Source organism: Streptomyces sp. NPDC019531, from assembly GCF_044903305.1.
In the GTDB taxonomy this organism is placed as follows: Bacteria; Actinomycetota; Actinomycetes; order Streptomycetales; family Streptomycetaceae; genus Streptomyces.
In genome coordinates, this window is the sequence record NZ_JBJDQL010000020.1 from 1 (window position 1) to 25194 (window position 25194).

The 25194-nt window shown below is 71.6% G+C and carries 21 protein-coding genes; 12 read left to right on the forward strand and 9 right to left on the reverse strand.

Translation table 11 applies throughout. The features are described 5' to 3' along the window. The 3 genes from ACI2L1_RS22845 to ACI2L1_RS22855 form a co-directional block, all read left to right on the forward strand. Nucleotides 1-2475: type I polyketide synthase (locus ACI2L1_RS22845; RefSeq protein WP_404741184.1), on the forward strand; the 2475-nt coding region annotated here is incomplete at its 5' end. Nucleotides 2476-2587: 112 nt separating this feature from the next. Beyond that, nucleotides 2588-4150: a fatty acid--CoA ligase gene (locus ACI2L1_RS22850; protein ID WP_404741185.1), complete on the forward strand. Its 1563-nt coding sequence runs from the start codon at nt 2588-2590 to the stop codon at nt 4148-4150. Nucleotides 4151-4569: 419 nt separating this feature from the next. Next, the gene (locus tag ACI2L1_RS22855; RefSeq protein ID WP_404741186.1) at nt 4570-5835 is read left to right on the forward strand and encodes a cytochrome P450; all 1266 of its coding nucleotides are present in this window, start codon (nt 4570-4572) and stop codon (nt 5833-5835) included. Between the two features lie 409 nt (nt 5836-6244). Here ACI2L1_RS22855 and dmpG read toward each other — a convergent pair whose 3' ends face one another. From dmpG to ACI2L1_RS22880, 5 genes are read right to left on the reverse strand one after another with little or no spacing between them, the layout of a single operon-like run. Beyond that, nucleotides 6245-7285 carry a 4-hydroxy-2-oxovalerate aldolase gene (gene dmpG / locus ACI2L1_RS22860; protein WP_404741187.1) on the reverse strand — a complete coding sequence of 347 codons (1041 nt, stop codon included), beginning with the start codon at nt 7283-7285 and terminating at the stop codon, nt 6245-6247. After that, entirely contained in the window at nt 7282-8247 is a 966-nt protein-coding gene (locus ACI2L1_RS22865) for an acetaldehyde dehydrogenase (acetylating) (protein ID WP_404741188.1), read from the reverse strand. The genes dmpG and ACI2L1_RS22865 overlap by 4 nt, the downstream gene beginning before the upstream one ends. A 5-nt stretch (nt 8248-8252) precedes the next feature. After that, on the reverse strand, nt 8253-9065 hold the full coding sequence (locus ACI2L1_RS22870; RefSeq protein ID WP_404741189.1) for a 2-keto-4-pentenoate hydratase: 813 nt from the start codon (nt 9063-9065) through the stop codon (nt 8253-8255). 5 nt (nt 9066-9070) lie between these two features. Then, nucleotides 9071-10012: a 3-carboxyethylcatechol 2,3-dioxygenase gene (locus tag ACI2L1_RS22875; RefSeq protein WP_404741190.1), complete on the reverse strand. Its 942-nt coding sequence runs from the start codon at nt 10010-10012 to the stop codon at nt 9071-9073. A gap of 9 nt (nt 10013-10021) precedes the next feature. Continuing rightward, nucleotides 10022-11005 (reverse strand): zinc-binding dehydrogenase, encoded by a 984-nt coding sequence (locus tag ACI2L1_RS22880; RefSeq protein WP_404741191.1) that lies wholly within the window; start codon nt 11003-11005, stop codon nt 10022-10024. 166 nt (nt 11006-11171) lie between these two features. On the opposite strand from ACI2L1_RS22880, the gene ACI2L1_RS22885 reads away from it, so the two are divergent. Further along, a complete protein-coding gene (locus ACI2L1_RS22885; protein ID WP_404741192.1) occupies nt 11172-11783 on the forward strand; it encodes a helix-turn-helix domain-containing protein in 612 nt (203 codons plus the stop codon). A gap of 84 nt (nt 11784-11867) precedes the next feature. On the opposite strand, the gene ACI2L1_RS22890 is transcribed toward ACI2L1_RS22885, so the two are convergent. After that, nucleotides 11868-12722, reverse strand: coding sequence for an IclR family transcriptional regulator (locus tag ACI2L1_RS22890; protein ID WP_404741193.1), 855 nt, complete (start codon nt 12720-12722; stop codon nt 11868-11870). A gap of 237 nt (nt 12723-12959) precedes the next feature. Continuing rightward, the gene (locus ACI2L1_RS22895) at nt 12960-14306 is read right to left on the reverse strand and encodes an MFS transporter (RefSeq protein ID WP_404741194.1); all 1347 of its coding nucleotides are present in this window, start codon (nt 14304-14306) and stop codon (nt 12960-12962) included. A 283-nt stretch (nt 14307-14589) separates the two neighbouring features. Here ACI2L1_RS22895 and ACI2L1_RS22900 point away from each other — a divergent pair, with 283 nt between their 5' ends. From ACI2L1_RS22900 to ACI2L1_RS22935, 8 genes are all read left to right on the forward strand, one after another. Further along, nucleotides 14590-15930, forward strand: a complete 1341-nt coding sequence (locus ACI2L1_RS22900) for an aromatic ring-hydroxylating dioxygenase subunit alpha (protein WP_404741195.1) — start codon at nt 14590-14592, stop codon at nt 15928-15930. Further along, nucleotides 15927-16286, forward strand: a complete 360-nt coding sequence (locus ACI2L1_RS22905) for a bifunctional 3-phenylpropionate/cinnamic acid dioxygenase ferredoxin subunit (protein WP_404741196.1) — start codon at nt 15927-15929, stop codon at nt 16284-16286. The genes ACI2L1_RS22900 and ACI2L1_RS22905 overlap by 4 nt, the downstream gene beginning before the upstream one ends. Beyond that, nucleotides 16283-17500 carry an NAD(P)/FAD-dependent oxidoreductase gene (locus ACI2L1_RS22910; protein ID WP_404741197.1) on the forward strand — a complete coding sequence of 406 codons (1218 nt, stop codon included), beginning with the start codon at nt 16283-16285 and terminating at the stop codon, nt 17498-17500. The genes ACI2L1_RS22905 and ACI2L1_RS22910 overlap by 4 nt, the downstream gene beginning before the upstream one ends. Before the next feature lie 180 nt (nt 17501-17680). Continuing rightward, nucleotides 17681-18277 carry a 3-phenylpropionate/cinnamic acid dioxygenase subunit beta gene (locus ACI2L1_RS22915; protein ID WP_404741198.1) on the forward strand — a complete coding sequence of 199 codons (597 nt, stop codon included), beginning with the start codon at nt 17681-17683 and terminating at the stop codon, nt 18275-18277. Between the two features lie 19 nt (nt 18278-18296). After that, nucleotides 18297-19163, forward strand: a complete 867-nt coding sequence (locus ACI2L1_RS22920; protein WP_404741199.1) for an alpha/beta fold hydrolase — start codon at nt 18297-18299, stop codon at nt 19161-19163. A 3-nt stretch (nt 19164-19166) separates the two neighbouring features. Beyond that, nucleotides 19167-20006, forward strand: coding sequence for a 3-(cis-5,6-dihydroxycyclohexa-1,3-dien-1-yl)propanoate dehydrogenase (gene hcaB / locus ACI2L1_RS22925; protein WP_404741200.1), 840 nt, complete (start codon nt 19167-19169; stop codon nt 20004-20006). Between the two features lie 60 nt (nt 20007-20066). Next, nucleotides 20067-21641, forward strand: coding sequence for a long-chain fatty acid--CoA ligase (locus tag ACI2L1_RS22930; protein WP_404741201.1), 1575 nt, complete (start codon nt 20067-20069; stop codon nt 21639-21641). Nucleotides 21642-21720: 79 nt separating this feature from the next. Continuing rightward, nucleotides 21721-22251 (forward strand): GNAT family N-acetyltransferase, encoded by a 531-nt coding sequence (locus ACI2L1_RS22935; RefSeq protein WP_404741202.1) that lies wholly within the window; start codon nt 21721-21723, stop codon nt 22249-22251. Nucleotides 22252-22318: 67 nt separating this feature from the next. Here the strand turns inward: ACI2L1_RS22935 and ACI2L1_RS22940 are convergent, their stop codons facing one another. After that, nucleotides 22319-23893, reverse strand: a complete 1575-nt coding sequence (locus tag ACI2L1_RS22940; RefSeq protein WP_404741203.1) for a cation acetate symporter — start codon at nt 23891-23893, stop codon at nt 22319-22321. Further along, the gene (locus ACI2L1_RS22945) at nt 23890-24483 is read right to left on the reverse strand and encodes a DUF485 domain-containing protein (RefSeq protein ID WP_404741204.1); all 594 of its coding nucleotides are present in this window, start codon (nt 24481-24483) and stop codon (nt 23890-23892) included. Before ACI2L1_RS22945 ends, ACI2L1_RS22940 begins: the two co-directional genes overlap by 4 nt. Nucleotides 24484-25194: the final 711 nt, after the last annotated feature.

The window sequence follows — 25194 nt, forward strand, 5'->3', positions numbered from 1 at the left end:
ATACTCCCCGACCAGGGCGCGGTCCGCATCCAGGTCACGGTGGGAGCCGCCGCCGAGACCGGGGCACGACCGGTGACGGTCCACTCCCGCGCCGAAGACGCCCTAGCGGGTACCCCCTGGATCCGCCACGCCCGAGGCGAACTCGTCCCCGGCGCCCCGGCGGTACCGGAGGCCGACCCGGCCGCGACCGCTGCTCCATGGCCTCCCGCGGACGCGGTGCCGGTCGAGGTCGACGGCCTGTACGACGCGCTGGCCGGGATGGGCATCGCCTACGGCCCGCGGTTCCGGGGCGTACGGGCACTGTGGCGGCGGGGCGGCGAGTTGTTCGCCGATGTCGCGCCGGCGGAGGGCACCGGGCGTGAGGCACGCCGGTTCTCGGTGCATCCCGCGCTGCTGGACGCGGCGCTCCACCCGCTGGGGCTGGACGCGGACCGGGTGCGGCTGCCGTTCTCCTGGCAACGGGCGTTCTGCCACCAGCCCGGGGCCACGTCGTTGCGCGTCCGGCTCACGCCGACCGGGCCCGGCGCGGTGTCGGTCCTGGTGACGGATGGTGCGGGCAAGCCGGTGGCCTCGGTGGAATCGCTCGCCCTGCGTCCCGTCGAACCCGAGCAGATCGCCGCGGCACGCCGACGCCATCAGGACACCCTGCTGCGTGTCGCCTGGCAGCCCGCGGCCGGTAGCGGCCGCGCCGGGCGAAACCTGGCGGTACTCGGTGACGACCTGCCGGGCATCGCAGCCGAGCGGTATCGGGACCTGGCGGAGCTGGGGCGAGCCCTGGAGGCGGGGACACCCGTGCCGGACGCGGTGTTCGCGCCGTTCCTCCCGACATCGCAGGGCTCGGCGTCGGCCGAGACGTCACGTCTGCTGGCGCTGCTGAACGCATGGCTCGCCGACGAACGGCTGGCGCCCGCACGGCTGGTGGTGGTCACCAGCGGCGCGGTGGCGACCCGCCCCGACGAGGACGTACCCGACCTGGTCCATGCCCCGCTCTGGGGGCTGGTCCGCTCCGCACAGGCCGAGGAGCCCGACCGCTTCGTACTGCTGGACCTGGACGAACCGGACACCTCCGTACGGGCGTTGCCGACCGCGTGGAACCGTGGGGAGCCGCAGCTGGCGGTACGCGTCGGCACGGTGCTCGTGCCGCGGCTCGCCCGCGCCGCCACGGCCGTGCGCTCCCGTCCCGGACCGCTGGACCCGAACGGCACCGTGCTGGTCACCGGCGGTCTCGGCACGCTCGGCGGGCTGGTCGCCGCTCACCTGGTACGACGGCACGGTGCCCGGCACCTGCTGCTGGCCGGCCGCCGGGGCACGGACACGCCCGGTGCCACCGAACTGGTGGCACACCTCACCGCCCTGGGGGCGCGGGTGACGGCAGCCGCCTGCGACGTCGGAGACCGGGAGGCGCTGCGGCGGCTGCTGGCGGCGGCGGACCCGGCGCATCCACTGACCGGCGTGGTCCACACGGCGGGAACCCTGGACGACGGTGTCATCGGGTCGCTCGGCCCGGACTCGGTGCGGCGGGTGTTCCACCCCAAGGTCTCGGCCGCGACGCATCTGCACGAACTGACGCGGGATCACGACCTCGCGATGTTCGTGATGTTCTCCTCCGCCTCCGGTGTCCTCGGCAGCGCCGGGCAGGCCAACTACGCGGCGGCGAACACCTTCCTGGACGCCCTGGCCCACCATCGCCGGGCGAGCGGCCTGCCCGCCACGGCCGTGGCCTGGGGGCACTGGGCACAAGCCAGCGAGATGACCGGCCACATGGGGCAGGCGGACCTGGCCCGGCTGTCCCGGGCGGGCATCGCGCCCATGCCGTCGGACGCGGCGCTCGCCCTGCTCGACGCCGCCACGGCATCCCCCGAACCGCTGCTGGTGGCGGCCCGGCTGGACACCTCCGCCCTGCGGACTCCGGTCCCTCCGCTGCTGCGGGTGCTGGCCGGGGCCTCCCCCCGGCGGACCGGGACGGAGGCGCCCGGTGACCCGGCGGCACTGCGCGGCCGGCTGGCCGGGCTGCCGGAGCCGGAGCGGGAGAGCGCACTGCTGGACCTGGTGCGTACGCAGATCGCCGCGGTGCTGGGGCATGTCTCACCCACCGCCGTACCGGCCGAACGGCGCCTGCGGGACCTGGGCTTCGACTCGCTTGCCGCCGTACAGCTGCGCAACAGCCTCAGCGCGGCCACCGGATCACGGCTGCCGGCGACGGTGGTCTTCGACCACCCGAGCGCCACGGCGCTGGCCCGCCATCTCACGGTCCTGCTCTTCGGCGAGGAGCACGGCGACGACGAGACCGGCGGTGACAGGCCGGGCGGTGACAGCCCCGGGGGCGACAGGCCGGGGGGCGACGGGGCCCGCAGTGGATCCGGGGTGCCCCAAGTGACCGAGGAAACGGTGGCGAACGCGACGGACGAGGAGCTGTTCGCCCTGCTCGACAGCGATCCGTTCCTCGGCGAGGAGCGAGCGCGCGATGGCCGATGAGTGCACGCTCCGGGAACACCTGAAGCCGAACTCCCCACCCACGCCTCCAGCACCGGCGCCAACGGCTGGACGACGCCGCACCCGCAGATTCCGCACCACCTCAGAAGGGCCGATGACCATGGAGACCCTCGACACCGCACTCGCGGTGCACGCCGCAGAGCGGCCCGAGAAGCCGGCGCTCATCTGCGACGGGCGCCGCACCACGTACGGCAGCCTGGACCGGGAGAGCGAACGGGCCGCGCACGCGCTGCTCGCGTCAGGGCTGCGCAAGGGCGCCCGGGTGGGTTACCTGGGGAAGGAGTCCGAGCACTACTACGAACTCCTCTACGCCTGTGCCAAGAGCGGGGTCGTCCTGGTCCCGGTCAACTGGCGGCTGACAGCGGCCGAGGTGGACTACATCCTGCGGGACTCCGGTGCCGAACTCCTCTTCACCGAGGAGGAGTTCCTCGATGTGGCCAGGCAGGTCCATGCCGATCTCGCCGGGCTGAAGACGCTGGTCTTCCTCGACTGCCGCGCCCCCGCGGGCGTCCCCCTGGAGGAGTGGAAGGCGGCCGGCCGGGGCACCTGTCGGTCGTACCGGCCCACCGCCGACGACCCGGTCGCCCAGCTCTACACCAGCGGCACCACCGGCTACCCCAAGGGTGTCGTGCTGGCCCACCGCAGCTTCTTCGCCGTACGCGACGCGCTCGTCGGCGCCGGACTGGACTGGATCGACTGGCGGCCCGAGGACATCAGCCTGATCAGCATCCCCGGGTCCCACATCGGCGGGCTGTGGTGGGCCACGCAGGGGTTCAACGCCGGAGTCACCAACGTGACGACGCGGGTGTTCTCCAGCAAGGAGGCCACGGCGCTCATCAGGGACCTGGGCGTCACCACCACCTGCGTGGTGCCCGCGATGCTGCTGATGCTGCTGGCCGAACCGGACACGGGTCCCGCCGACTTCAAGACCCTGCGCAAGGTGGTGTACGGGGGCTCGCCGATCTCCGAGTCCCTGCTGCGGGAGTGCATGGAGGTCATGGGCTGCCAGTTCGCCCAGGTCTACGGGCTCACCGAAACCGGGAACACGGCGGTCTGCCTGCCGCCCGCGGCTCATCTGCTGGGTGGCGCACTGCTGAAGGCGGCCGGACGTCCCTACCCGGGATTCGCGGTGAAGATCGTCGACGACACGGGAGAACCCCTGCCGACCGGTGAGATCGGCGAGGTCTGCATCAAGACCCCGGGCCACATGGTCGAGTACTGGCGGCTGGCCGAGGCGACGGAGAAGACGCTGGTGGACGGCTGGATCCACACCGGCGATGCGGGCCGCCTCGACGAGGACGGCCATCTGTACATCCAGGACCGCATCAAGGACATGATCATCCGGGCCGGGGAGAACATCTACCCCGCCGAGATCGAGAACGCCGTCAGCGCGCACCCGGCGGTCGCGGACGTCGCGGTGATCGGGGTCCCGGACAGCCGCTGGGGGGAGGCCGTGCACGCGTTCGTCGCGCTGCGCCCCGGACAGCAGGCGACATCCCTGCAGCTCAAGAGCTTTCTGCGGGGGCGGATCGCCGATTTCAAGATCCCGTCGAAGTACGAGTTCATCGACAAGGTCCCCCGCACCGCCAGCGGAAAGATCCTCAGGCGCACCTTGCGGGACCGCTTCTGGGCTTCCCAGGACCGGAACGTCAACTGACGCCGATCAGGAGGAGACACGAGATGACAGAGATCACGGCGAAGCCCGCCGACCGGGCGGCCACCGGGCCCGAAACCGCCTGTGGCACCGGTGCGCGCATGCCACCACCGTCCGGGGCCGTCCCCTCGCCCCGGGGTCGCCGAATCCGGCCTTCGGCCGGGGCATCCACCACCGCATCGGCGTGAACCTGGCCCGGCTGGAGTGCGAGACGTCCCTCACCCGTGCTCTACCGCCGACTGCCGCCCGTCCTGCCGAGGACCAGCTGAACGACGTGGCACGAGCCACCGCCGGCCGGCACGCGGGCGCCGGCCACCGCCAAGACCGGGGCACCGGCGGATCGCACCGAGCCTCCGGCGGCGTACTTGGCAGATCTCCCCGTAATGGCACATCAACTGAAGTCGAGAAAGGTCAGAGCCGCCATGACAGAGAACGCAGAGGAATTCGCGAGCCCGGGAGCCCCCGCGACGCAACCAGTCTTCAAGCCCTACACCCACAAGGCGGACTTCCCCTGGGAGGAGCTGGCGCAGGACCGCTCGCGCTGCCCGGTGGTCCACTCCCAGCACCTGGACGCGGTGCAGATCAGCTCCTACAAGGCGATGCTGGAAGTCCAGCAGAAGGTGCCGGTGGCGTTCACCGCCACGTACAGCACGCTGTGGCCGCTTGAGGAGCCGCTGTCCATCGACAAGCAGGTGTTCGCCGCGGCCGACCCGCCGCGCCACACCCGCCAGCGCAAGCTGTTCGTCAAGGCGATGTCGGCCTCGCGGATCCAGAACATGCGCCCCTTCAGCGAGCGGCTGGCGGACGACCTGCTCGACGCGATCATCGCGGGGGGCAACACCTTCGACCTGGTCACCACCTACTCCCGCAAGATCAGCGAGGGCCATATCGGTGAACTCCTCGGCCTGACCGACGACATCCGCGAACACTTCCTGCACCTGTCGACCCTGTTCGAGCTGAGCACCTCGGACCCGGAGACCTACCAGACCCTGCTCCCTCAGATGGACGAGTGGCAGGCGCAGCTGGCGGAGATGGTCCGCGAGCGGCGTGCCGCGGGGCCGGACAGCGACGACCTCATCACCCAGCTGTGCTTCGCCGAGATCGACGGCGACCGGCTGGCGGAGTTCGAGGTGGCGGCGCTGATCCGGGCCATGATCCGGGCCGGCAACACCACGACGGCGGCGACGATCACCAACACCGTGGCCGCTCTGGAGCGGCATCCGGAGCAGAAGGCCAAGTACCTGGCCGACATCGAAGGGCTGACGCGGTCGCTGGTGGAGGAGGGGCTCCGCTACGACGGCCCGGTCCAGGGCCTGTGGCGCAGGTGCAAGGAGGCCACGACCATCCAGGGCTACCCGCTCGCGCCCGGGGACCGCATCTTCACCGTCACCACCGCCGCCAACCACGACCCGGAGGCCTACGACCGGTCGGAGGAGTTCATCGTCGACCGCGACTGGAAGAAGCTGCCGCCGCACATGTCCTTCGGCTGGGGCATCCACCACTGCATCGGCGTGAACCTGGCCCGGCTGGAATGCGAGACGTCCCTCTCCGCGCTCTACCGCCGACTCCCCGGACTGCGGCTGCGGCCCGGCACCGACACCCCCCAGCTTCCCGGCCCGGTCTTCCGCAACTGGCTCTCCCTGGAGATGGAGTTCACCCCGCCCGCCCTGCCGAGGACCAGCGAATGAGCAGGACCGAACGTGGCCAGGGCGGCTCCCGCCTCTCGATCGACCACTTCATGTGCGACGGCACCCGAGGCCTTTCGGGTCGGTGACCGTCGAGCGTGGCCGACCGCCTGCGGCAGACAGACTGCATCGGCAGCTCCACAGGCGGCTGCCCCACCTGCGGGCGGGGCAGGCCCGGCTGCCGGCCCGGACCTCACCGGGCTCCGGTGCTTCGTCACTTCGTGAGGCTGGAGAGGGGCTTCGGCGCCCCGGCCCTGCCGGGACCGACGTGGCAACGGGCCGAGCGGCCCAAGCACGGTCCACGTCTTGCCGGATGCGCCGTTTCCGCAGTCGCCGACGCGGAGGACGGGGCGCCGGCCATCGTCCTCCGCGTCACAACAGGCAGCCCGTGCGCCCCCGTCACCGGAGCAGCTCAGCTGGCGGGGACCGCTGCCCCCTTCGGAGACAGGTCGAGCGCGATGTCCACGAGCATGTCCTCCTGGCCGCCGACCAGGCGCCTGCGTCCGACCTCCAGCAGCAGCGTGCGGGCGTCGACGCCATAGCGTTCGGCGGCGATCTCGGCGTGGCGCAGGAAGGAGGAGTACACGCCCCCGTAGCCGAGGGTGAGCGTCTCCCGGTCGACCTGGACCGGGCGGTCCCGCAGGGGACGTACGAGGTCGTCGGCGGCGTCCTGGAGGGCGAACAGGTCGCAGCCGTGCTTCCACTCCTGGAGGTCGGCGACCGCGATGAAGGCCTCAATGGGGCAGTTGCCCGCGCCCGCACCCTGACCGGCGAGCGAGGCGTCGACGCGGGTCACGCCTTCCTCGACGGCGACGACGCTGTTGGCGACCGAGAGGGAGAGGTTCTCGTGGGCGTGGACACCGATCTCGGTTGCCGGGTCGAGGACGTCGCGGTAGGCGCGGACGCGCTCGCGCATGCCTTCCAGAGTGAGGCGGCCGCCGGAGTCGGTGACGTACACGCAGTTGGCACCGTAGGACTCCATGAGCCTGGCCTGGGCGGCGAGTTCGGCGGCCGGCGCCATATGGCTCATCATCAGGAAGCCGGCGACGTCCATGCCGAGTTCGCGGGCCTTGGCGATGTGCTGCGCGGAGATGTCGGCCTCGGTGCAGTGGGTGGCGATGCGGACCGAGCGGACACCGAGGGCGTGGGCGCGCTCCAGCTCGGCGATGGTGCCGATGCCGGGCAGGAGGAGGGTGGTGAGCACCGCGTCGGTGACGCTGTCCGCCGCGGCCTCGATCCACTCCCAGTCGGTGTGGCTGCCGGGCCCGTAGTTCACCGAGCCGCCCGCCAGGCCGTCGCCGTGTGCGACCTCGATCGCGTCGACGCCCGCCGCGTCCAGCGCGGCGGCGATCCGTCCCACGTCCGCGGGATCGATGCGGTGCCGGATGGCGTGCATGCCGTCGCGCAGGGTGACGTCCTGGATGTACAGCTTCCGGTCGACGTGGGTCGTCATCGGGCCACCTCCACGGGGGCGGTGCTGCGCCGGGCGATCGACTCGGCGACCCGCAGGGCGGCCGACGTCATGATGTCGAGGTTGCCGGCATAGGCGGGCAGGTAGTGGGCGGCGCCCTCCACTTCGAGGAACACCGACACCCGGGTGGTGACCGGACCGGCGCCGTCCGGCACGAGCGTGTGCACCGGTTCGCCGTCGGCGACCGGGGTGAACTGGACTTCCTGCTTGAGCCGGTAGCCGGGCACGTACTGGGCGACCCGCTCGGCCATCTCCTTGACGGAGGCGCGCACGGCGTCCTGATCGACGTCGCCGGTGAGGCAGAAGACGGTGTCCCGCATGATCAGTGGAGGTTCCGCCGGGTTGAGGATGATGATCGCCTTGCCGCGGGCCGCGCCGCCGACCGTCTCGATGGCGTGGGACGTGGTCTCGGTGAACTCGTCGATGTTGGCGCGCGTGCCCGGGCCCGCCGACTTCGAGGCGATGGAGGCCACGATCTCCGCGTAGTGGACCGGGGTCACCGCGGAGACGGCGGCGACCATGGGGATGGTGGCCTGCCCGCCGCAGGTGACCATGTTGAGGTTGTCCGCCCCCGCGTCGAGGTGCTCGTCGAGGTTGACGGGCGGGACGACGAACGGGCCGATGGCGGCAGGGGTGAGGTCGATGAGTTTCCTGCCGTACGGGGCGAGCTTGGCGGCGTTCGCGAGATGCGCCTTCGCCGAGGTCGCGTCGAAGACGATGTCGATCTCGTCGAAGTGGGGCAGCGCGATGAGGCCGTCGACGCCCTCGTGGGTGGTGGGCACCTTGAGGCGCGCGGCGCGGGCGAGTCCGTCGGAGGCGGGGTCGATGCCTACCATCGCTCCCATCTCCAGGGTGTCGGACAGGCGCAGTACCTTGATCATCAGGTCGGTGCCGATGTTGCCCGACCCGATGATGGCGACCTTGGTCTTCGTCGTGAGCGTCATGGGCCTCACGAACCTCTCTTCTCGGAGAACACGGCGGTGACCTCGCCGAGCGGGCCGATCTCGGCGCGGATCCGGGTGCCGGGGGGTGCCGGGACCATGGGGCCGAGAGCACCCGACAGAACGACCTGCCCGGCGCGCAGCGGCTCGCCGAAAGCCAGCGCCGTACGGGCCAGCCAGGCCAGCGCGCTCAGCGGGTCGCCGAGGCAGGCGGCGCCCGAGCCCTCGGAGACGAGCACGTCGTCGGCGTACAGCCGCATGGTCGCCTCGCGGGGCTCGAACTCGTCGAGCGTGAGCCGGTGTTCGGCCAGGACGAACAGCCCGCTGGAGGCGTTGTCCGCGACCGTGTCGGTGAGGGAGATGTCCCAGTCGGCGATACGGCTGTCCACGATCTCCAGGGCGGCGACCGCGTACTCGACCGCGGCGCGCACCCGTGCCGGGTCCGGATCCGGGTCGGCCAGGTCCTCCCTGAGGACGAAGGCGATCTCCGCCTCCGCCTTGGGCTGCAGCAGCCGCTCGGAGGGCACCTCGGGTTCGGCCGAGACGTCCATGTCGGCGAAGAGCACGCCGAAGTCGGGCTGGTCGACGCCCAGTTGCCGCTGCACGGCGGGTGAGGTCAGGCCGATCTTCCGGCCCACGACCACCGCGCCGCGCTCCAGTCGGCGGCGGGTGAGTTCCTGCTGCACGGCGTAGGCGGCGTCGAGGTCGTGCTCGCCGAGCAGGTCGCGCACGGGGGCCACGGGCCGGCCCTCGTCCAGGGCCCCGGCCAGCCGGGCGGCCGCCTGCGCCACCGCGCCGGCGTCGGCCGACGTGTGCGTCATGGCGGTCACCGTCCCTTCGCCGTGGCCACGGCGAACCCCGCGATCCACGCGGGGATCGCCTCGTAGAAGCGGGAGGTCATCTCGTACGTCCCGGAAGCCGCCGCCAGTGAGGCGAACGCCGCGATCCAGGCGCGGACTTCATGGGCGGAGCCCCCGCCCTGACGGGCCATGTCCTGGACGGTCCAGGAGTCGAACTCCGCCAGCTCGCCCTTCTCCAGGTGGTCGAGGAGCCGGTTGTCCCAGTCCGGGTTGATCGGGATCATCGCGGTCGAGCCGGCCACGTAGTCCCGCCCCGCCTGAACGACCCGTTCCTCTCCTCTGGCGCGCTGCTCGGGAGTCGGCGGCCGGCCCTCGATCAGCGCGTCCGCCACCCTGGGCGGCGCCCCGTCCAGGACCGGCACCGGCGGGTCGTGGGAGAGACCGCCGGAGGCGAGGAACAGCACCCGCCGATCCAGTTCCGCGGCCGCCTCCCCGATCGCCGTGCCCAGCGCCCTGATCCGGCCGACCGGGCCGAGCGGGGTGGCCACGCCGTTGACGAAGACGGGCACCACGGGCACCTGGTCGATGCCGCCGAAGAGCACTTCGAGGGGCTGGGCGAACCCGTGGTCGACCGTCATCCGGGCCGAGACGGTCAGGTCGACACCGCGGTCGAGGACGCCCTGGGCGAGGGCCTTGGCGGCGGCGGTGTCGACCGACAGCGGGCCTGCGGCCGTACCGAAGTCGCCGACCGCGTGGGCCTCGGTGGCCAGACAGAAGGGCGGCATCTCCTTGTAGAAGAAGCCGTTGTAGTGGTCGGGCGCGTACAGCACGACCAGCTCGGGGTCGTACGCGCGGACGAACTCGCGTGCGCTCGTCACGGCTTCGGCGACCCGCGCCAGAACCTCGGGGGCTGGGTCGTTCTTGCCGATGAGCGGCGAGTGGGACAGCCCGACGGCTGCTGCGGTCATGGCAGTTCCTTACTGCTCGGGGCTCGGCGGGTGGATGACGAGCTTGCCCGTGAGGCCACCGTCGATCATGAGTTGGAAGCCCTTGTGGATGTCCGTGAGCGGCAGCGCCCGGTCGATCACCGGGCGGACTCCGGTCGCCTCCAGCAGGCGCAGCATCGCGACCAGTTCGCCGCGGGTGCAGCCGGTCGAGCCGAGGATGCGCTGCTGGAGGTAGAAGATCCGGCCCAGGTCGGCCGGCGGATTGGTACCGCTCGTGGCGCCGGCGATGACCACCGTGCCGCCGGGCCGCAGCGACTTCAGGGAGTGCGACCAGGTCGCCTCGCCGACGGTCTCGACGACGACGTCGACGCGTTCGGGCAGCCGCTCACCCGTGGCGAGCGCCGCACGGGCGCCCCAGGCGAGGGCCTCGGCGCGCTTGTCCTCGCTGCGGCTGGTCGCGTAGACGACGGCGCCCGCGGCCACCGCCAGTTTGATCGCGGCGGAGGCGACGCCACCGCCCGCGCCCTGCACGAGCACCCGGTCACCCGCGGTGATCCGGGCCTGCGTGAAGAGCATGCGGTAGGCCGTGGTCCAGGCGACGGGCAGACAGGCGGCCTCGTCGAAGGACAGCCACGCGGGCTTCGGCACCAGGTTGCGGGTGGGGACGGTCAGATACTCCGCGAAGGCACCGTCGTGTCGCTCGGACAGCAGCGCCCGGTTCGGGTCGAGGGTCTCGTCGCCACGGCCGGCGTCCGGGTCGGCGAGCACGGGATGGACGATGACCTCGTTGCCGTCCTCGTCGTATCCGGCCGCGTCGCAGCCGAGGACGATCGGGAGGCGCTCCGGGGGGTGGCCCACTCCTCGCAGCGTCCACAGGTCGTGCATGTTCAGCGAGGAGGCCACGACGCGGACAACGGACCAGCCGGGCTTCGGTTCGGGCCTCGGTACGTCGCGCAGCACCAGCCCGGACAGCGGGTCGGTGGCGCTCTGGGAGATGGCGGTTGCAGCAAGCACAAGGTCACGTTCGCCCCGACCCGGCACCGGGCCATAGCCCGTGTGCCGCTGTGCAGCACGCCTGGTGCGCTCCGCGCACGTCACAGTGGTGCGGAAAGCGGGCAGGAACCCGTCGGCTTCCGCTCCGTGCCTAAAGGGGCTTCCCCTCCGTGCCTAAAGTGGTCGCATGTTCACAGGAAATTCCGTGGTGGCGCGCAACGTGCGCCTTCTCAGGGAGCAGCGCGGCCTGTCCCTGGCCGAGCTGGCCCGTCAGGCGGGGCTGGCGAAGCAGACGCTGTCGAAGCTTGAGCAGGGCACGGGCAATCCCACGGTGGACACGCTGTTCTCCATCGCGGCCGCGCTCGGGGTGCCGGTCACCAGGCTGGTGGCCGAGCGGGAACAGGTGATGACCGTGCAGCGGGGCGACGAGGTCCTCTGGACGCAGCACGGGGGATACGAGTCACGGGCGCTCGACCACGTGTACGGCTCCGGGGTCATCGAGAACTACCTGGTGCGCGTCGGCCGTGATCCGCACGGTGCGGGCAAGCCGTCCGAGCCGCACCCGGTGGGCACCCTGGAACACCTGTACGTGATCAGCGGCCGGGTGCGGGTGGGGCCCGCCGACAGCCCGGTGGAACTGTCGGCGGGTGACTTCGTGCGCTACCCGGGCGACCGGCCGCATGTGTACGAGTCGCTGGACGGGGAGAGCGTGGTGCACATCGTGGTGAGTGTGCCGCGCGTGCAACCCGGTACCGGCGGCACGAACATCGCACGGACTCATGGCGGCGGGCAGCACTGAGCGCCGCCCCGTCCACCGGCCCCGTGGATCCCGAGCGACGCCCCCGCACGGAGCGCCGCCCGCGGTTCGGCACACCACGTGAGGTCAGGCCACGGGCAGCCCGTCGAGGCCGGGCGGCACCGTGTGCCGTGCCTTGGCCGCGGTGATCGCACGTGCCGCCGCGTAGGCGACCCGGCGCAGGGCCGGGGCGAAGCCGGAGAGGTCGAGGCGATGGCCGGCACCCGCGACGGAGAGCGCGGCCACCGGCCGTCCCGCCGGCCCCATGATCGGTACGGCAACGCAGGTGAGGCCGAGGACGGCCTCCTGGCGGTCGTAGGCGATGCCGTCCTGGCGGATACGCCGCAGGTCGGCGCGGAAGCGGTCGGGGTCGCTGAGGGTGTACTCGGTGCGCGTCTGCAGCCCCGCAGCGATGGATGCCTCGGCGGCGTCCGGGTCGAAGGCGAGCAGGGCCTTGCCGACACCCGTGCAGTACGCGGGCAGCCGGGCGCCGATCCTGGAGGGGGAGCGGGCGGCCCGGTGGCCGTGGATCTTGTTGACGTACACGATCTCAGTGCCGCGCAGCACCGCCAGATGCACCGTCTCGTGTGTCAGCTCGTACAGATCCACGAGATGGGGCAGCACTCGCTCCTGAAGCACCTCGGGGGCCGGGCCGTAGACGTGCCTGCCGAGGTCGAAGAGCTGTGTGCCCAGTCGGTAGTTGCTGCCCACCCGTTCGACGACGTCGTTGCGCTGCAGAATGCCGAGCAGGCGGAAGGCGGTGGACTTGGTGAGCCCGGCTCGGCGGGCCAGTTCGCTGACACCGACGTCCCGGCCCTCCTCGGCGAGCGACTTGAGGAGGACCAATGCCTTGTCGACCGCGGTCTGCTGGTCGGGAACGGCGGTCGCACCGCAGGGCTGCGGAGGGTCGGCGTGCTCGGAAAGAGAGGCGGCGACGGGCATGGGGGACTCCCGGGGAAGACGCACCTGGCGACTACTGAAGTGGACGCTCGTCTAACTTAGGTGACTGATGCGAGCTTGTAAACGGCACGCCCCCAGCAGTTCCGGCCGACCCGAACGGGCGAGGACGGCCGGGGTGACGGTGATCGTTTCCGACTCCCACCGCCGTGCACAAACGGCACCGCCCGTCGTGCCGACAGCGGCACGACGGGCGGCTTCGAGGACCGTCCGGTAACCGGCTCAGAGGCCGAACTCCCGGTCACGGGTCTCGGGCAGGGCCAGTACGCAGCCCAGGCTGACCAGGCACAGCCCGCCGGCGTAGGCGCCGAGGACGAGCGGCGACTGCCAGTGGGCGTTCAGCCAGGTGGCGACCAGCGGGGCGAAGCCGCCGCCGAGGGTGTTGGCGAGGATGAAGGTCGCCGAGGCACCGGTGTAGCGCAGCCGGGCCGGGAACAGCTCGGGCAGGAACGCCGCGATGGGAGCGAACATCAGGGTGAACAGCACCAGCCCCACGGTGAAGGCCCCGGCGATCAGCACCCCGTTCCCCGTCTTCAGGGAGCCGAACATGGGCAGGGCCCACAGGACGCACCCGATCGCACCCGCCAGGATCACCGGGCGCCTGCCCACCCGGTCGGCCAGCCGTGCCGCCGGCACGGTGGCGACGGCTCCGGCCGCGGCGGCGATGCTCGTGGCGGTCAGCATCGTGGGCTGCGGAATGCCGAGTGCCTTCGGCCCGTACGACAGGCTGTATACGATCGTGAGGTAGTAGACGGCCGAGCCGCCGATCGCCGCTCCGATGCCGAGCAGCAGCCGGCCGGGGTACTCCTTGAGGAGAGCGCCGAGGGGGAAGCGCGGCGCCGGTGCGGCCGCGCCCTCGGCGGGCCGCTCGCGGAACACCGGGGACTCCGTGACCCGGCTACGGACCCACAGACCGACGACGACGAGCACGGTGCTCAGCAGGAACGGGATGCGCCAGGCCCAGTCGGCGAAGCCTCCCTTGCCCGCGAAGGCCAGTGTCGGCAGGATCACGGCGCTGGACAGCAGAAAGCCGAGCGGCGGGCCGGCCTGCGGAATCGACGCGTACAGCGCCCGCCGCCCCGGGGGCGCGTGCTCGGCCGCCAGCAGCACCGCACCACCCCACTCGCCGCCCATGCTCACGCCCTGCACCAGGCGCAGGGCGACCAGAAGGACGGGAGCGGCGAGGCCCGCGGTCTCGTACGTGGGCAGCAGCCCGACACCGACCGTGGCCACGCCCATCAGCACCAGGGAGAGGACCAGGGCCCGCTTGCGGCCTAGCCGGTCACCGATGGTGCCGAAGAGCACCACGCCGACCGGGCGGGCCAGGAAGGCGGCGGCGAAGGTCAGGAACGCGGCCAGCGTCGACAGCGTGGGGTTCCCGGAAGGGAAGAAGGCAGGGCCGAGCACGAGCGCGGCCGCCGTGCCGTACACGGCGAAGTCGTAGTACTCGATCACGGTGCCGACGAGGCTCGCCACGGCGACCCGGGACACATCGGACTTCTGCGCGGCAGGCGCCGCGGAGGGGCTGGCGGCGCCGACTTCTGCGGCGTCGCTGGTGATCTCGGACATGGAGCGGCTCTTTCCGATCGGGTCCGGATCCGGAGTGATCCAGGACACAACGGGGACTGAGCGGGGACTGTAGGGACTTGGCCGCCGGCCGGCCGACGAGTGTGCCGCTGTGCGGCACGGCGGAAGCGGAGCCCTCGAGACCGCCGGTGGCGATGGCGTGCCGCACCACGGAACAGCGGCTGGGCCGCCGTCCTCGGATGACGTCTGCTGGAGGCATGCAGCTACACGACACCTCCGTTCCGGTGTACGGCACCGCGGCTGTGGGGCCCGAGGAGATCCAGCGATGACGTCCACCCCTCTCCGCCGTCCGGCGGACCGCCTCGCCCGTGTCCCCGAGCCGTCCCTCGACGTCGGACCGTACTTCGACCTCGACCACGGCCTCGTCGACCGCACGATCTTCAGCGATCCGGCCGTCTACCGGCAGGAGCTGCGCCGGGTGTTCGCTCCCAGCTGGCTGTTCCTGGCCCACGAGAGCCAGTTCAGGAAGCCCGGAGATTTCTTCACCACGTACATGGGTGAGGACCCGGTGATCGTGGCCATGGGACGGGACCGGAAGCTGCGGGCGTTCCTCAACGCGTGCCGGCACCGCGGGATGCGGGTCTGCCGGGCCGACGCGGGCGCGACCAAGGCGTTCACGTGCAGTTACCACGGCTGGTCGTACGACATGGCCGGCAAGCTGGTCAACGTCCCCAACGGCGAGGACTACCCGGCGCACTTCGACCGTGAGCAGTGGGGCCTGACCGAGGTCGCGCAACTCGACACGTACAAGGGGCTGGTCTTCGCGACCTGGAACCCCGAGGCGCCGCCGCTGGTCGAGGCGCTGGGCCGGATGACCTGGTACATGGACGCGATGCTCGACCGCGATCCGGAGGGCACCGAGGTCGTGGGCGGGGTGCACAAGTGGGTGCTGGAGGGCAACTGGAAGCTGGCGGCCGAGCAGTTCGCCTCGGACTGGTACCACGTCAACATCTCGCACGCGTCCGCGCTGATGGTCATGTCGCCGTCCGGCAAGGGGCCGAAGACGGAGATCGTGCAGACGCCGGGACGGCAGTACACCGATGAACTCGGTCACGGCGCCGGCTTCCCGACCCACCCGAGGAGCCGCTTCGACGACCGGGTCGTGCACGGCTACTACGACTACGACAAGCTGCGCGAACGGCTCGGTGACGCCCGCGTCGAAGGGCCGATGACCACCGGCCACGCCACCGTCTTCCCCAACTTCTCCTACCTCCCGGTCAACGGCTCCGTCCGCGTCTGGCACCCCAAGGGCCCGGACAAGATGGAGGTCTGGGCCTGGACGATCGTCGACAGGTCGATGCCGGACGAGGTCAAGGACGCCCAACGGCTCTACAACCTGCGGACGTTCGGGCCCACCGGCATCTTCGAGCAGGACGACGGCGAGAACTGGAGCGAGGTCCAGGCCACCGCCCACGGCTTCATGGCCGGCTCGATGACCCTCAACTACCAGATGGGGATGGGACTTGAGGCCGACGACGGCGTCCACCCCGGCACCACCGGCCGCCTCTACAGCGACGGCGCCGCTCGCGGCCTCTACGCCCGCTGGCGCGACCTGATGAACACCCCTGCCTGGCACGAGAAAGCCGCGGAGAAGGACACCCCATGAGCACGACCAGCACCGGGATCCGGGTCGCCGCCGTAGGCGACATCGAGGAAAGCGAGGCACTGAAGGTGCCCGCCGGGACCACCGGCCACGGCGACGCCATCGCCGTCTTCCACGACGGCGGCGCCTACTACGCCCTCGACGACACCTGTTCGCACGGCCAGGCCTCCCTCTCCGAGGGCTGGATCGAGGACGGCGAGGTGGAGTGCCCGCTGCACAGCGCCCGCTTCTGCCTGAAGTCCGGCGAACCGCAGTGCATGCCCGCCACCCTCGCCCAGCGCACCCACCGCGTCGAGGTCCGCGACGGCGGTATCTGGCTGCACCCGGGGCTCGGCCCCGGTGAGGAGGCCACCGGATGAGCCTGCGCCGTATCGCCGTCGTCGGCGCGGGCCTGGCCGCCGTCTCCACCTGCGACGCGCTGCGCGCCCAGGGCTACGACGGACAGCTCGTGCTCTACTCCGCCGAGCGGGGACTGCCGTACGACCGGCCGCCGCTCAGCAAGGACGTGCTGCTCGGCAAGGCCCGGCGCGAGGACGTCCTGCTGCGGCCCGAGCAGTGGTACGAGGAGCACCGCGTCGAACTCCGCGAAGGCACCCCCGTCCGAGCGGTCCGCCCGCACGAGGGCGGTCTGGAGCTGGCAGACGGCACAAGGGCCGGCGCCGACCGGGTCGTACTGGCCACCGGTGGAACACCGCGTGCGCTGCCGGTGCCCGGGTGCGCGGACCCCGCCGTACATGTGCTGCGGACCTGGGAGGACGCCGAGCGGCTGCGGGAGAAGCTGCTGCCCGGGGCCCGGGTGACCGTGGTCGGAGCCGGGCTGATCGGGGCGGAGACCGCGGCCGTCGCGCACACCCTGGGCTGCCGGGTCACCCTGGTCGATCCGGTGCCGGTGCCGCTGGCCGCGGCCGTCGGCGGCGACATCGCGAGCGCACTGCACCTCAGGCACTCCGCCGAGGGAATCGGGGTGATCACCGCGGGAGTCGAGCGCGTCGAACGGCGCCCCGGCAGCCCCGAGGTCCTGGTGCACCTCACCGGGAACGGCGGCGTGGTGGCCGCCGACACGGTCGTGGCCGGCATCGGCATCCGCCCGGCCACGGAACTGGCCGAGGCGGCCGGACTGCGCGTGGACAACGGCGTCGTCGTCCAGGCCGGGCAGCGCACCTCGCATCCGGACGTCTTCGCCGTCGGCGACGTGGCCCGCCTCGACGGCCACCCCGTGCGGCACGAGCACTGGGAGGCCGCCCAGCGGGACGGCGAGGCCGCCGCGCGCGGCATCCTGGGGCTTGAGGCACCCGACCCGGGCGCGCCCTGGTTCTGGTCCGACCGCCACGGCTCACGGCTGGAGGCCGTCGGCACCATGGCCGACGCCGAGCGGACCGTGCTGCGCGGCACACCGGACGACGGTGCCGTCACCGCCTTCGGCCTGCGCGGCGACCGGCTGGTCGCCGCGGCCGCCATCGACCGTGCCCGCGACATCAAGGCCGCCCGGCGGATCATCGACCGCGGCGTCACGGTCGACCCCGCACGTCTGGTCGACGAGAACACCGACCTGCGTACGCTGCTGCGGCGTTGAGAGCCTGTGTCACATCCCCGGCCGGGCGCGCGGCGTCTGGTGCGTGCGGCCGGGGATGTGACACAGGCTCTGAGTCCCGGGGGTGAACCCGGCCGTGCCGCCGACCGGCACACCCGCTTCCCGAACCGCCCTCTCCGCGCTGGAATCACCCTCCAGCGCGGCCCGCAGGAGGACCCACCGATGAGCATTCACCCGCCGGAGCCGGCGGTCACCGAGACGCCGTCCGACCCGTCCGTCTCCTCCGTCTCCTACGACGAGGAGATACGGCTCCACTACGAGGTGCAGCGGCTCTACGCCACCGAGGCGCGGCTGCTCGACCAGCACCGGTACGCCGACTGGCTTGAGCTGTTCGCCGACGACCTGCACTACTGGGCGCCGGTGCGCACCAACCGGTTGCGCCGTCAGCAGGCGCTGGCCGACGGGTCGCCCGGTGAGGTGGCGATCTTCGACGAGACCAAGGCGAGCCTGGCCTGGCGGATCCGCCGCTTCGACTCCGGCATGGCCTGGTCCGAGGACCCGCCGTCCCGCACCCGGCACCTGATCACCAACGTCCTGGTCCAGGCAGCCGATGAGTCCGCTGCGCCCGGCGAATTCGTCGCCGAGTCGTCGTTCCTCTGCTACCGCAACCGGCTGGAACGCGAGGTCGACATCTACGCCGGCGGCCGCACGGACGTCCTGCGCCGCGACCCGGACGACGGCCGGCTGCTGATCGCGCGCCGCACGATCCTGCTCGACCAGAACGTCCTGCTCGCCAAGAACATCAGCACCTTCCTGTGATGACCGACCGGAGACCCACGTGAGCACTGCAGAGACTGAAGAGCCGAAGCTCGTCGAGCACACCGTTCAGACCACGCTCGGGACCATCGCCGTCAGCGAGGCGGGCGAGGGACCGGTCCTGGTCATGCTGCACGGCGGCGGACCCGGTGCCAGTGCCGTCGCCAACTACCACCACAACCTGCCCGCCCTCACCGAGCGGTTCCGGGTCGTCCTGCCCGACCAGCCCGGCTTCGGCGGCAGCTACCGGCCCACCGAGGCGGACCTGGACGCCCGCAGCATCACCGAGATCACGGTCGACGCGCTGCTCCAGACCCTGGACGCCCTCGGCATCGAGCGGTTCCATCTGCTGGGCAACAGCCTGGGCGGCGCCGCCGCCATCGCCACCGCGCTCCAAGTGCCCGAGCGGGTGGAGAAGTTGGTGCTGATGGCGCCCGGCGGGGGCTGGCTGCCGTTCGGGCCGACCCCTACCGAGGGGCAGAAGGCCATGTTCCGTTACTACAACGGCGAGGGCCCCACCCTGAAGAAGATGCGGGACTTCATCGGCGTGATGACCGCGGAACCCAAACGCTGGGCGGACACCGCGCAGGCCCGCTACGAGGCGTCCCTCGACGAGTCCCACATCGCCTTCTACCACCGCTACAACGCCGCCTTCGCCAAGCGGCACGGCATGGACCCGCTGTGGCAGCGCGTGCACAAGATCAAGGCGCCGACCCTCTTGCTCTGGGGCCGCGACGACCGCACCATCACCCTCGACGGCGCCCAGCTCATGCTCAAGCAGATCCGCGACGTCCAGCTGCACGTCTTCGGCGGTTGCGGCCACTGGGTGCAGCTGGAACGCCAGGCCGAGTTCGAGCGCCTGGTCACCGACTTCCTCAAGGAGCACTGACCCATGGGCTGGCTCGAGGGCGAGGTCGCCCTGATCACCGGCGGCGGCTCCGGCATCGGCCGCGCCGTCGCCCTGCGCTACCTCGCCGAAGGCGCGAGCGTCGCCGTCCTCGGCCGCAACGCCGCGCAGCTCCAGGACGTCGTCGAGGCCGCGGGCGACCTGGGCGAGCGGGTGCTGGTCGTGCCCGGCGACGTACGCTCCGCGGACGACCTGCACCTCGCCGTGGAGGCCACGGTCGGACGGTTCGGAAAGCTGGACATCCTCGTCCCGAACGCCGGGATCTGGGACTACCACCGCAGCGTCACCCGGCTCGACGGAAAGCAGCTCTCCGAGGCCTTCGACGAGATCTTCGGCATCAACGTCAAGGGCTACGTCCTGGCCGTCGAGGCCGCCTGGCGGGAGCTGGTCGCCGCCCGCGGGAGCATCGTGATGACCCTGTCCAACGCCTCCTTCCACACCGACGGCGGCGGCTCCCTCTACACCGCCAGCAAGCACGCCTGCCTCGGCCTGCTCCGCCAGTTCGCCTACGAGCTGGCACCCAAGGTCCGCGTCAACGGCGTCGCCGTCGGCGGCATGCGCACCCAGCTGCGCGGCCCGGAGAGCCTGGGCCTGCAGGACCGTACGCTGGCCGCGTCCTTCGCCAGGAACGAGGCGTCGGGCACCCAGCAGCCGCCGCTGATCCCGCTGTACGACTCCAGCGTCGAGCCGGAGGACTTCACCGGGCCCTACGTCCTGCTCGCCTCCCGTGAAAACAGCGGCACCGTCACCGGCGCCGTGATCCCCGCCGACGGCGGCATCGCCGTGCGCGGCTTCCGCACCGCCGCCGGCGGCGTCGGCCTCTGAACCACCGCCACCGCCCCTCGCTCGTCCCCGTCACCGACAGCCATCGAAGGAGTCGCCGCCATGGCCGCCGTCGACATCAGCCCCGCCTCGGCGCTGTACCGCAGAGCCCAGTTGCCCACCGCCAGTGCCCTCGTCTACGAGAGCCGTGAGATCTCCGCCGCCCAACTCAGCCGCACCGCGGCCGAGTTCGCCGCCGGGCTCGCCGAGCACGGGCTGCGTCGCGGCGACCGGATCGCCTACCTCGGCTTCAACAGCGTGACCTACTTCGAGACGCTCATCGCGGCGGCTCACCTCGGGGCGGTCTTCGTCCCGGTCAACTTCCGGCTCGCGGCCGACGAGGTGCATCACATCCTCGCCGACAGCGGCGCCCACACCGTGGTGGTGGAAGAGGGCCACCGCGAACTCGTCGAGTCGATCGCAGGCGACGTACCGGCCCGCCGCCACATACTGGTCGACACCGATCCCGAGTGCCCCGCGCCGGAGGCGCCCCCCGCCCTCTGGACCCCGCTGTCGGAGCTGCTCGGCCCCGACCGGCCCGCACGGGAGCCCGCCGCCCTGCACGCCGACGACCTCGCGGTGCTCATGTACACCTCCGGCACCACGGGCCGGCCCAAGGGCGTCATGCTCACCCACGGCAACCTCTGGTGGAACGCGGTCAACGTCGACAGCGTCGTCGACACCCGAGCCGACGACGTGAACCTCGCCGTCGCCCCGCTCTTCCACATCGGCGGCCTCAACGCCCTCACCCTGCGCACCCTCCTGCGCGGCGGCACCGTCGTCCTGCGCCGCGGCTTCGACCCCGCCCAGTGCCTGGAAGACCTGGTCCAGCACTGCGTGACCAGTCTCTTCGCCGTCCCGGCCATGTACGCCGCACTCGCCCGCGTGCCCGGCTTCGCGGACGCCGACCTCTGCGCCCTGCGGTCGGCGATCGTCGCGGGCGCACCCGTACCGCCGCAGCTGATCAGGGACTACGCCGACCGGGACGTACTGCTCCAGCAGGCCTGGGGGCTGACCGAGACGGCCCCCTTCGCCACCTACCTGCCGACCGGGCTCACTCTGGACAAGACCGGATCGGCCGGCACCCCCATGCCGTACACCGAGGTCTGTCTGACCCACCCCGGCACCGGCGCCAGGATCCACGATGCCGACGTACGCGGCGAGATCTGCGTCCGCGGGCCCAACGTGACCCCCGGCTACTGGAACAATCCGGACGCCACCCGCACGGCCTTCGACGACGCGGGCTGGTTCCACACCGGCGACATCGCCCACCGGGACAAGGACGGCTGCTACTACATCGTCGACCGCCTCAAGGACATGATCATCAGCGGTGGGGAGAACGTCTACCCCGCCGAGGTGGAGCGTGTCCTCGCCGCGTACCCCGGTGTCCTGGAGGCGGCCGTCATCGGTGTCCCGGACAACAAGTGGGGCGAAACCGTCCTCGCCGTGCTCACCTGCGAGCCCGGCACCGCTCCCACGGTCGAGGACGTCCGCGATTTCGCGGGCCGGCACCTGGCCCGCTACAAGCTCCCCACCAAGGTCCTGATCGCCGAGCAGTTGCCCCGCAACGCCAGTGGCAAGCTCGCCAAGGTCGAGCTCCGGCGCTGGGTCGAGCAGCAGACCGCCTCTGCTCTCTGACCTGCCCCCTCACCCCTGACCGGCCCGGGCCTGTGGGACACAGCCCGAGCCGGCCTCACACGACTGCGGAGCCCTCGTCATGGCCATCGTCCTCGATGCCGTATCGGCACCCCCCGTGCCGACCCTGGGCGGCGGATGGACACTGCGGCAGGCCGGAGATCCCGCCGGTGTCTCCCGTGCCGCGCTCTCGGTGTCCGTCCCCGACACCCGCACCACCGCCCGCACCTATGCCGCCACCTGCGACGGCGGACCGGCGATCCTCCTGGAGATCCACCGCGTCCCGCACCACACGCTGCGCGCCTGCTATCCCTTCGGGGCCCACGACCTCGCCGTCGAAGTCGTCCTCCCGGCCCCCGGCCCTTCGGGACAGGCCCCGGCCTCCCGCCTGCTGCGCGAACTCGTTCCCGCCCTCTTCGCCGCGGACCCGCGCTGCCGCCGGGTCGTCGCCGCACCGGCCGAGGACGACTCCCCGGCCCAGCGCGCCCTGGAAGCCGCCGGCTTCCGCCGGGTCACCGAGGCCGACCTGCCCGGCGGCACGGTCGTGCTGTTCACGGCCGAGCCCCCGGCCGTCGCCGGTGTGTCCACCGCTCTCGACGACATGCCCCACTGAACCGCCGCCCCGCACCGCGAGCCGGTCTCGTCGACCGGGTGGGCCCGTGGACGAGACCGGCTCTCTGTCATGGCGTCAGCCGTGCGGTGAAACGCCCGCCGTGACGCGGTCCTCGGAGAGGGCCGCCCCGGTCGACCGCGCGGAAGGGCGCTGATCCGAGCCAGCCGAGAAGGAATCCGACCGGAACCGAGACGATGGCCGGGTTGTGGAGCGGGAACACCGCGAAGTCCAGGCCGGGCAGCAGGGCGGTGGGACTTCCGGAGACCTCGGGCGACAGACACACCAGCGACACGGAGGTCACCAGCCCCCCGTACATGCTCCACATCGCACCACGGGTGGTGAAGCCCCGCCAGAACATGCTGTACAGCAGGGCGGGCGCGATCGCGGAGGCGGCCATGGCGAAGGCCAGACCGATGAGGAAGGAGACGTTGAGGCTCCGCACGTACATGGCCAGCACCGTGGCGGTCGTACCGACCACCACGGCCGCCACCCGCGTGACGAACAGCTCGCGCCGTCCGGACACGGTGCCACGGGTGATGACCGCCCCGTAGATGTCGTGGGCCAGCGAGGTCGCGGCGGAGAGAGTGACACCCGCCACGACGGCCAGCACCGTGGCGAACGCCACGCAGGCGACCAGGCTGAGCAAAAGCGAACCGCCGAGTTCCGCCGCGAGGAGGAACACGGCCGTGTTCCCGGAGGGGTTGTCCGCCACGATGGCGTCCGTGCCGACCAGTGCCGCGGCCCCGAAGCCGAGCACACCGGCGGCCACGTAGAACGCACAGGTCAGCAGGGCCGCGTACTGGACCGATCGCCGCGCGTCGCGCCGGGAGGGTACGGCGTTGATCCGCATCAGCAGATGGGGCAGTCCTACCGCTCCGATCAGCAGGGCCAGTTGCTCGCTGACCGAGTCCAGCCTCGTCGTTCCGCCGTCGCCGAAACGCAGACCCGGCTGCAGAAAGGCTTCGCCGTGGCCGCTGTGACCTGCCGCGGCACTCAACAGCGCGCCCGGGTTCCAGTCGAACCTGGCCAGCACCACCAGCGCCAGGGCTATGCCGCCACCCAGCAGCAGGACCGCTTTGAGAGTCTGAACCACGGTGGCCGCTCCCATGCCTCCCAGGACGATGTAGAGAATCATGAGAGTGCCGAGTACGGCGGCGACGCCCTGCTCCATGCCCCGTCCGGACGTGCCCAGGATTCCCACCGTGAGCGCGCTCGCTCCGACGAGTTGGGCCACCAGGTACATCAGGCAGACCAGGAGCGTGGCGACGCCCGCCGACAGATGCACCGCACGCGAGTGCAGACGACGGGCCAAACGGTCACCGATGGTGAACTGCCCCTTGCCGTGGTACGGCTCCGCGACCAGCAGGAGGACGACGACCCAGGAGACGGCGGGCCCCAGAACGGTGAGCGTGCCGTCGAAGCCGGTGAGGGCGATCAGACCGGGACTGCCCAGCAGAGCGGCCGCGGACATGACGTCTCCGAAGAGGGCGAGACCGTTGTGACCCGGTGTCAGGCGTCCGTCGCTGACGTAGAACTCCGCGACGGTCCCCCGGCGCGGGACAGCCCACACCACCAGGAACAGCGTGCAGACGAGGAAGACGGCGAAGACCGGGAGATCGGCGGTGACATGATCCGATGTCATGAGCGGTGCCCCAGCTCCTCGACGGACGTTCCCAGGCTTTCGAAGAGAGGGTCGAGCAAGGTCTCGGAATACCGGCCGTACCACAGGACCCAGACCGCGACGGCGACCAGTTGCAGCAGACCGAGGCCGAGGCCCACGTTCAGCGGCCCTGCCACCGGCAGGGCCATGAAGTCCCTGGCCGCGTTGGCTAAGGCGCTGATCAGCAGGTACAGGGCGACGACCGGCGCGCCGGCGAGGAGGGCGCGGCAACGTGCCGCACGCGCTCTGCGGGGCGCACCCGACTCCTCAAGGACCGCTGACAACGTCATCCCCGAGGCGATGGGCATGGAGCGGGCAGGATGGCGCCGAGCGAGATCCGAGGCGACGCGCGAGGCCCATGCCCGCCGTTCGCGGGGGGCATGGGCCTCGGAGTTCAGCGACCGCACGTAGCCGAGGCTGAGTGCCTCCGGGCTTCCGAACGACGCGTAGCAGTCGTTCATCGCCCGGGTCAGCTCGTCGTCGGAATACAGGCATCCGTGGTCGAGACGGCTCAGGTACAGGATGACGGCTGCGAGCAGGTCCTGTTGGGGAGGTCTGGTCTGGGGATACATGTGCGGCTCCCTGCGTAGTGGGGTCCACTGCGTGGTGCTTGGGCTGTCGCGGCACTGCGGTCCCTCGCCGCCGCGAGATACAGCTCCCCTCCGCCGACCGATGAGTCGGCCGCGGCAGGGGCTGCGCCGGGGAGTCGCGGTCAACGGCGCCCGGCCGAGCAGCCACCCGCCCCTCCGCGGCAAAGGCTGTCGAGCACCGGGAGAAGGCGCGGTGGCGTGTGCGTCACATCACACATCCTGTTGCCAACAAGGCCCCAGCGGGTGTGCCGCGATGCGGCACGACGAACCGTTCCTGTCGGCTGGGCAGAAGCGAGTCTGCTCGGCCGCGCGCCCCGAACGGTCTTGGGCGCTCCCCCACTGCCTTGAGGGCGTGGGAGGTACCCCCAGGTCCCCGGCGTACTCAACCCCGGGGCAGCGACACGGATCCCGTCCGTGGCCCGATCCCGGGAGGCCGACTCCCTGCGCGACCTGGCCATGTGGGTACCGCCAGAGTCGACGGGTCGATCGTGACGTATCACGCCAAGCCCGGCTCCGCCTCGGCGGAGGCGCTGAGATTGTTGGCGAGTTGGAGCGCGGGCGAGGCAGTGGATCCCGACGGAGGCATGCTCACGGATTCCGGCGTCGAACAGGTCCGTCTCCCCGGCGCGGGGGTATCGAATGCGACATCCCCAGGAGTTGAGCCAGCGCAGCAACTCCGAACGGTGCTCCCAA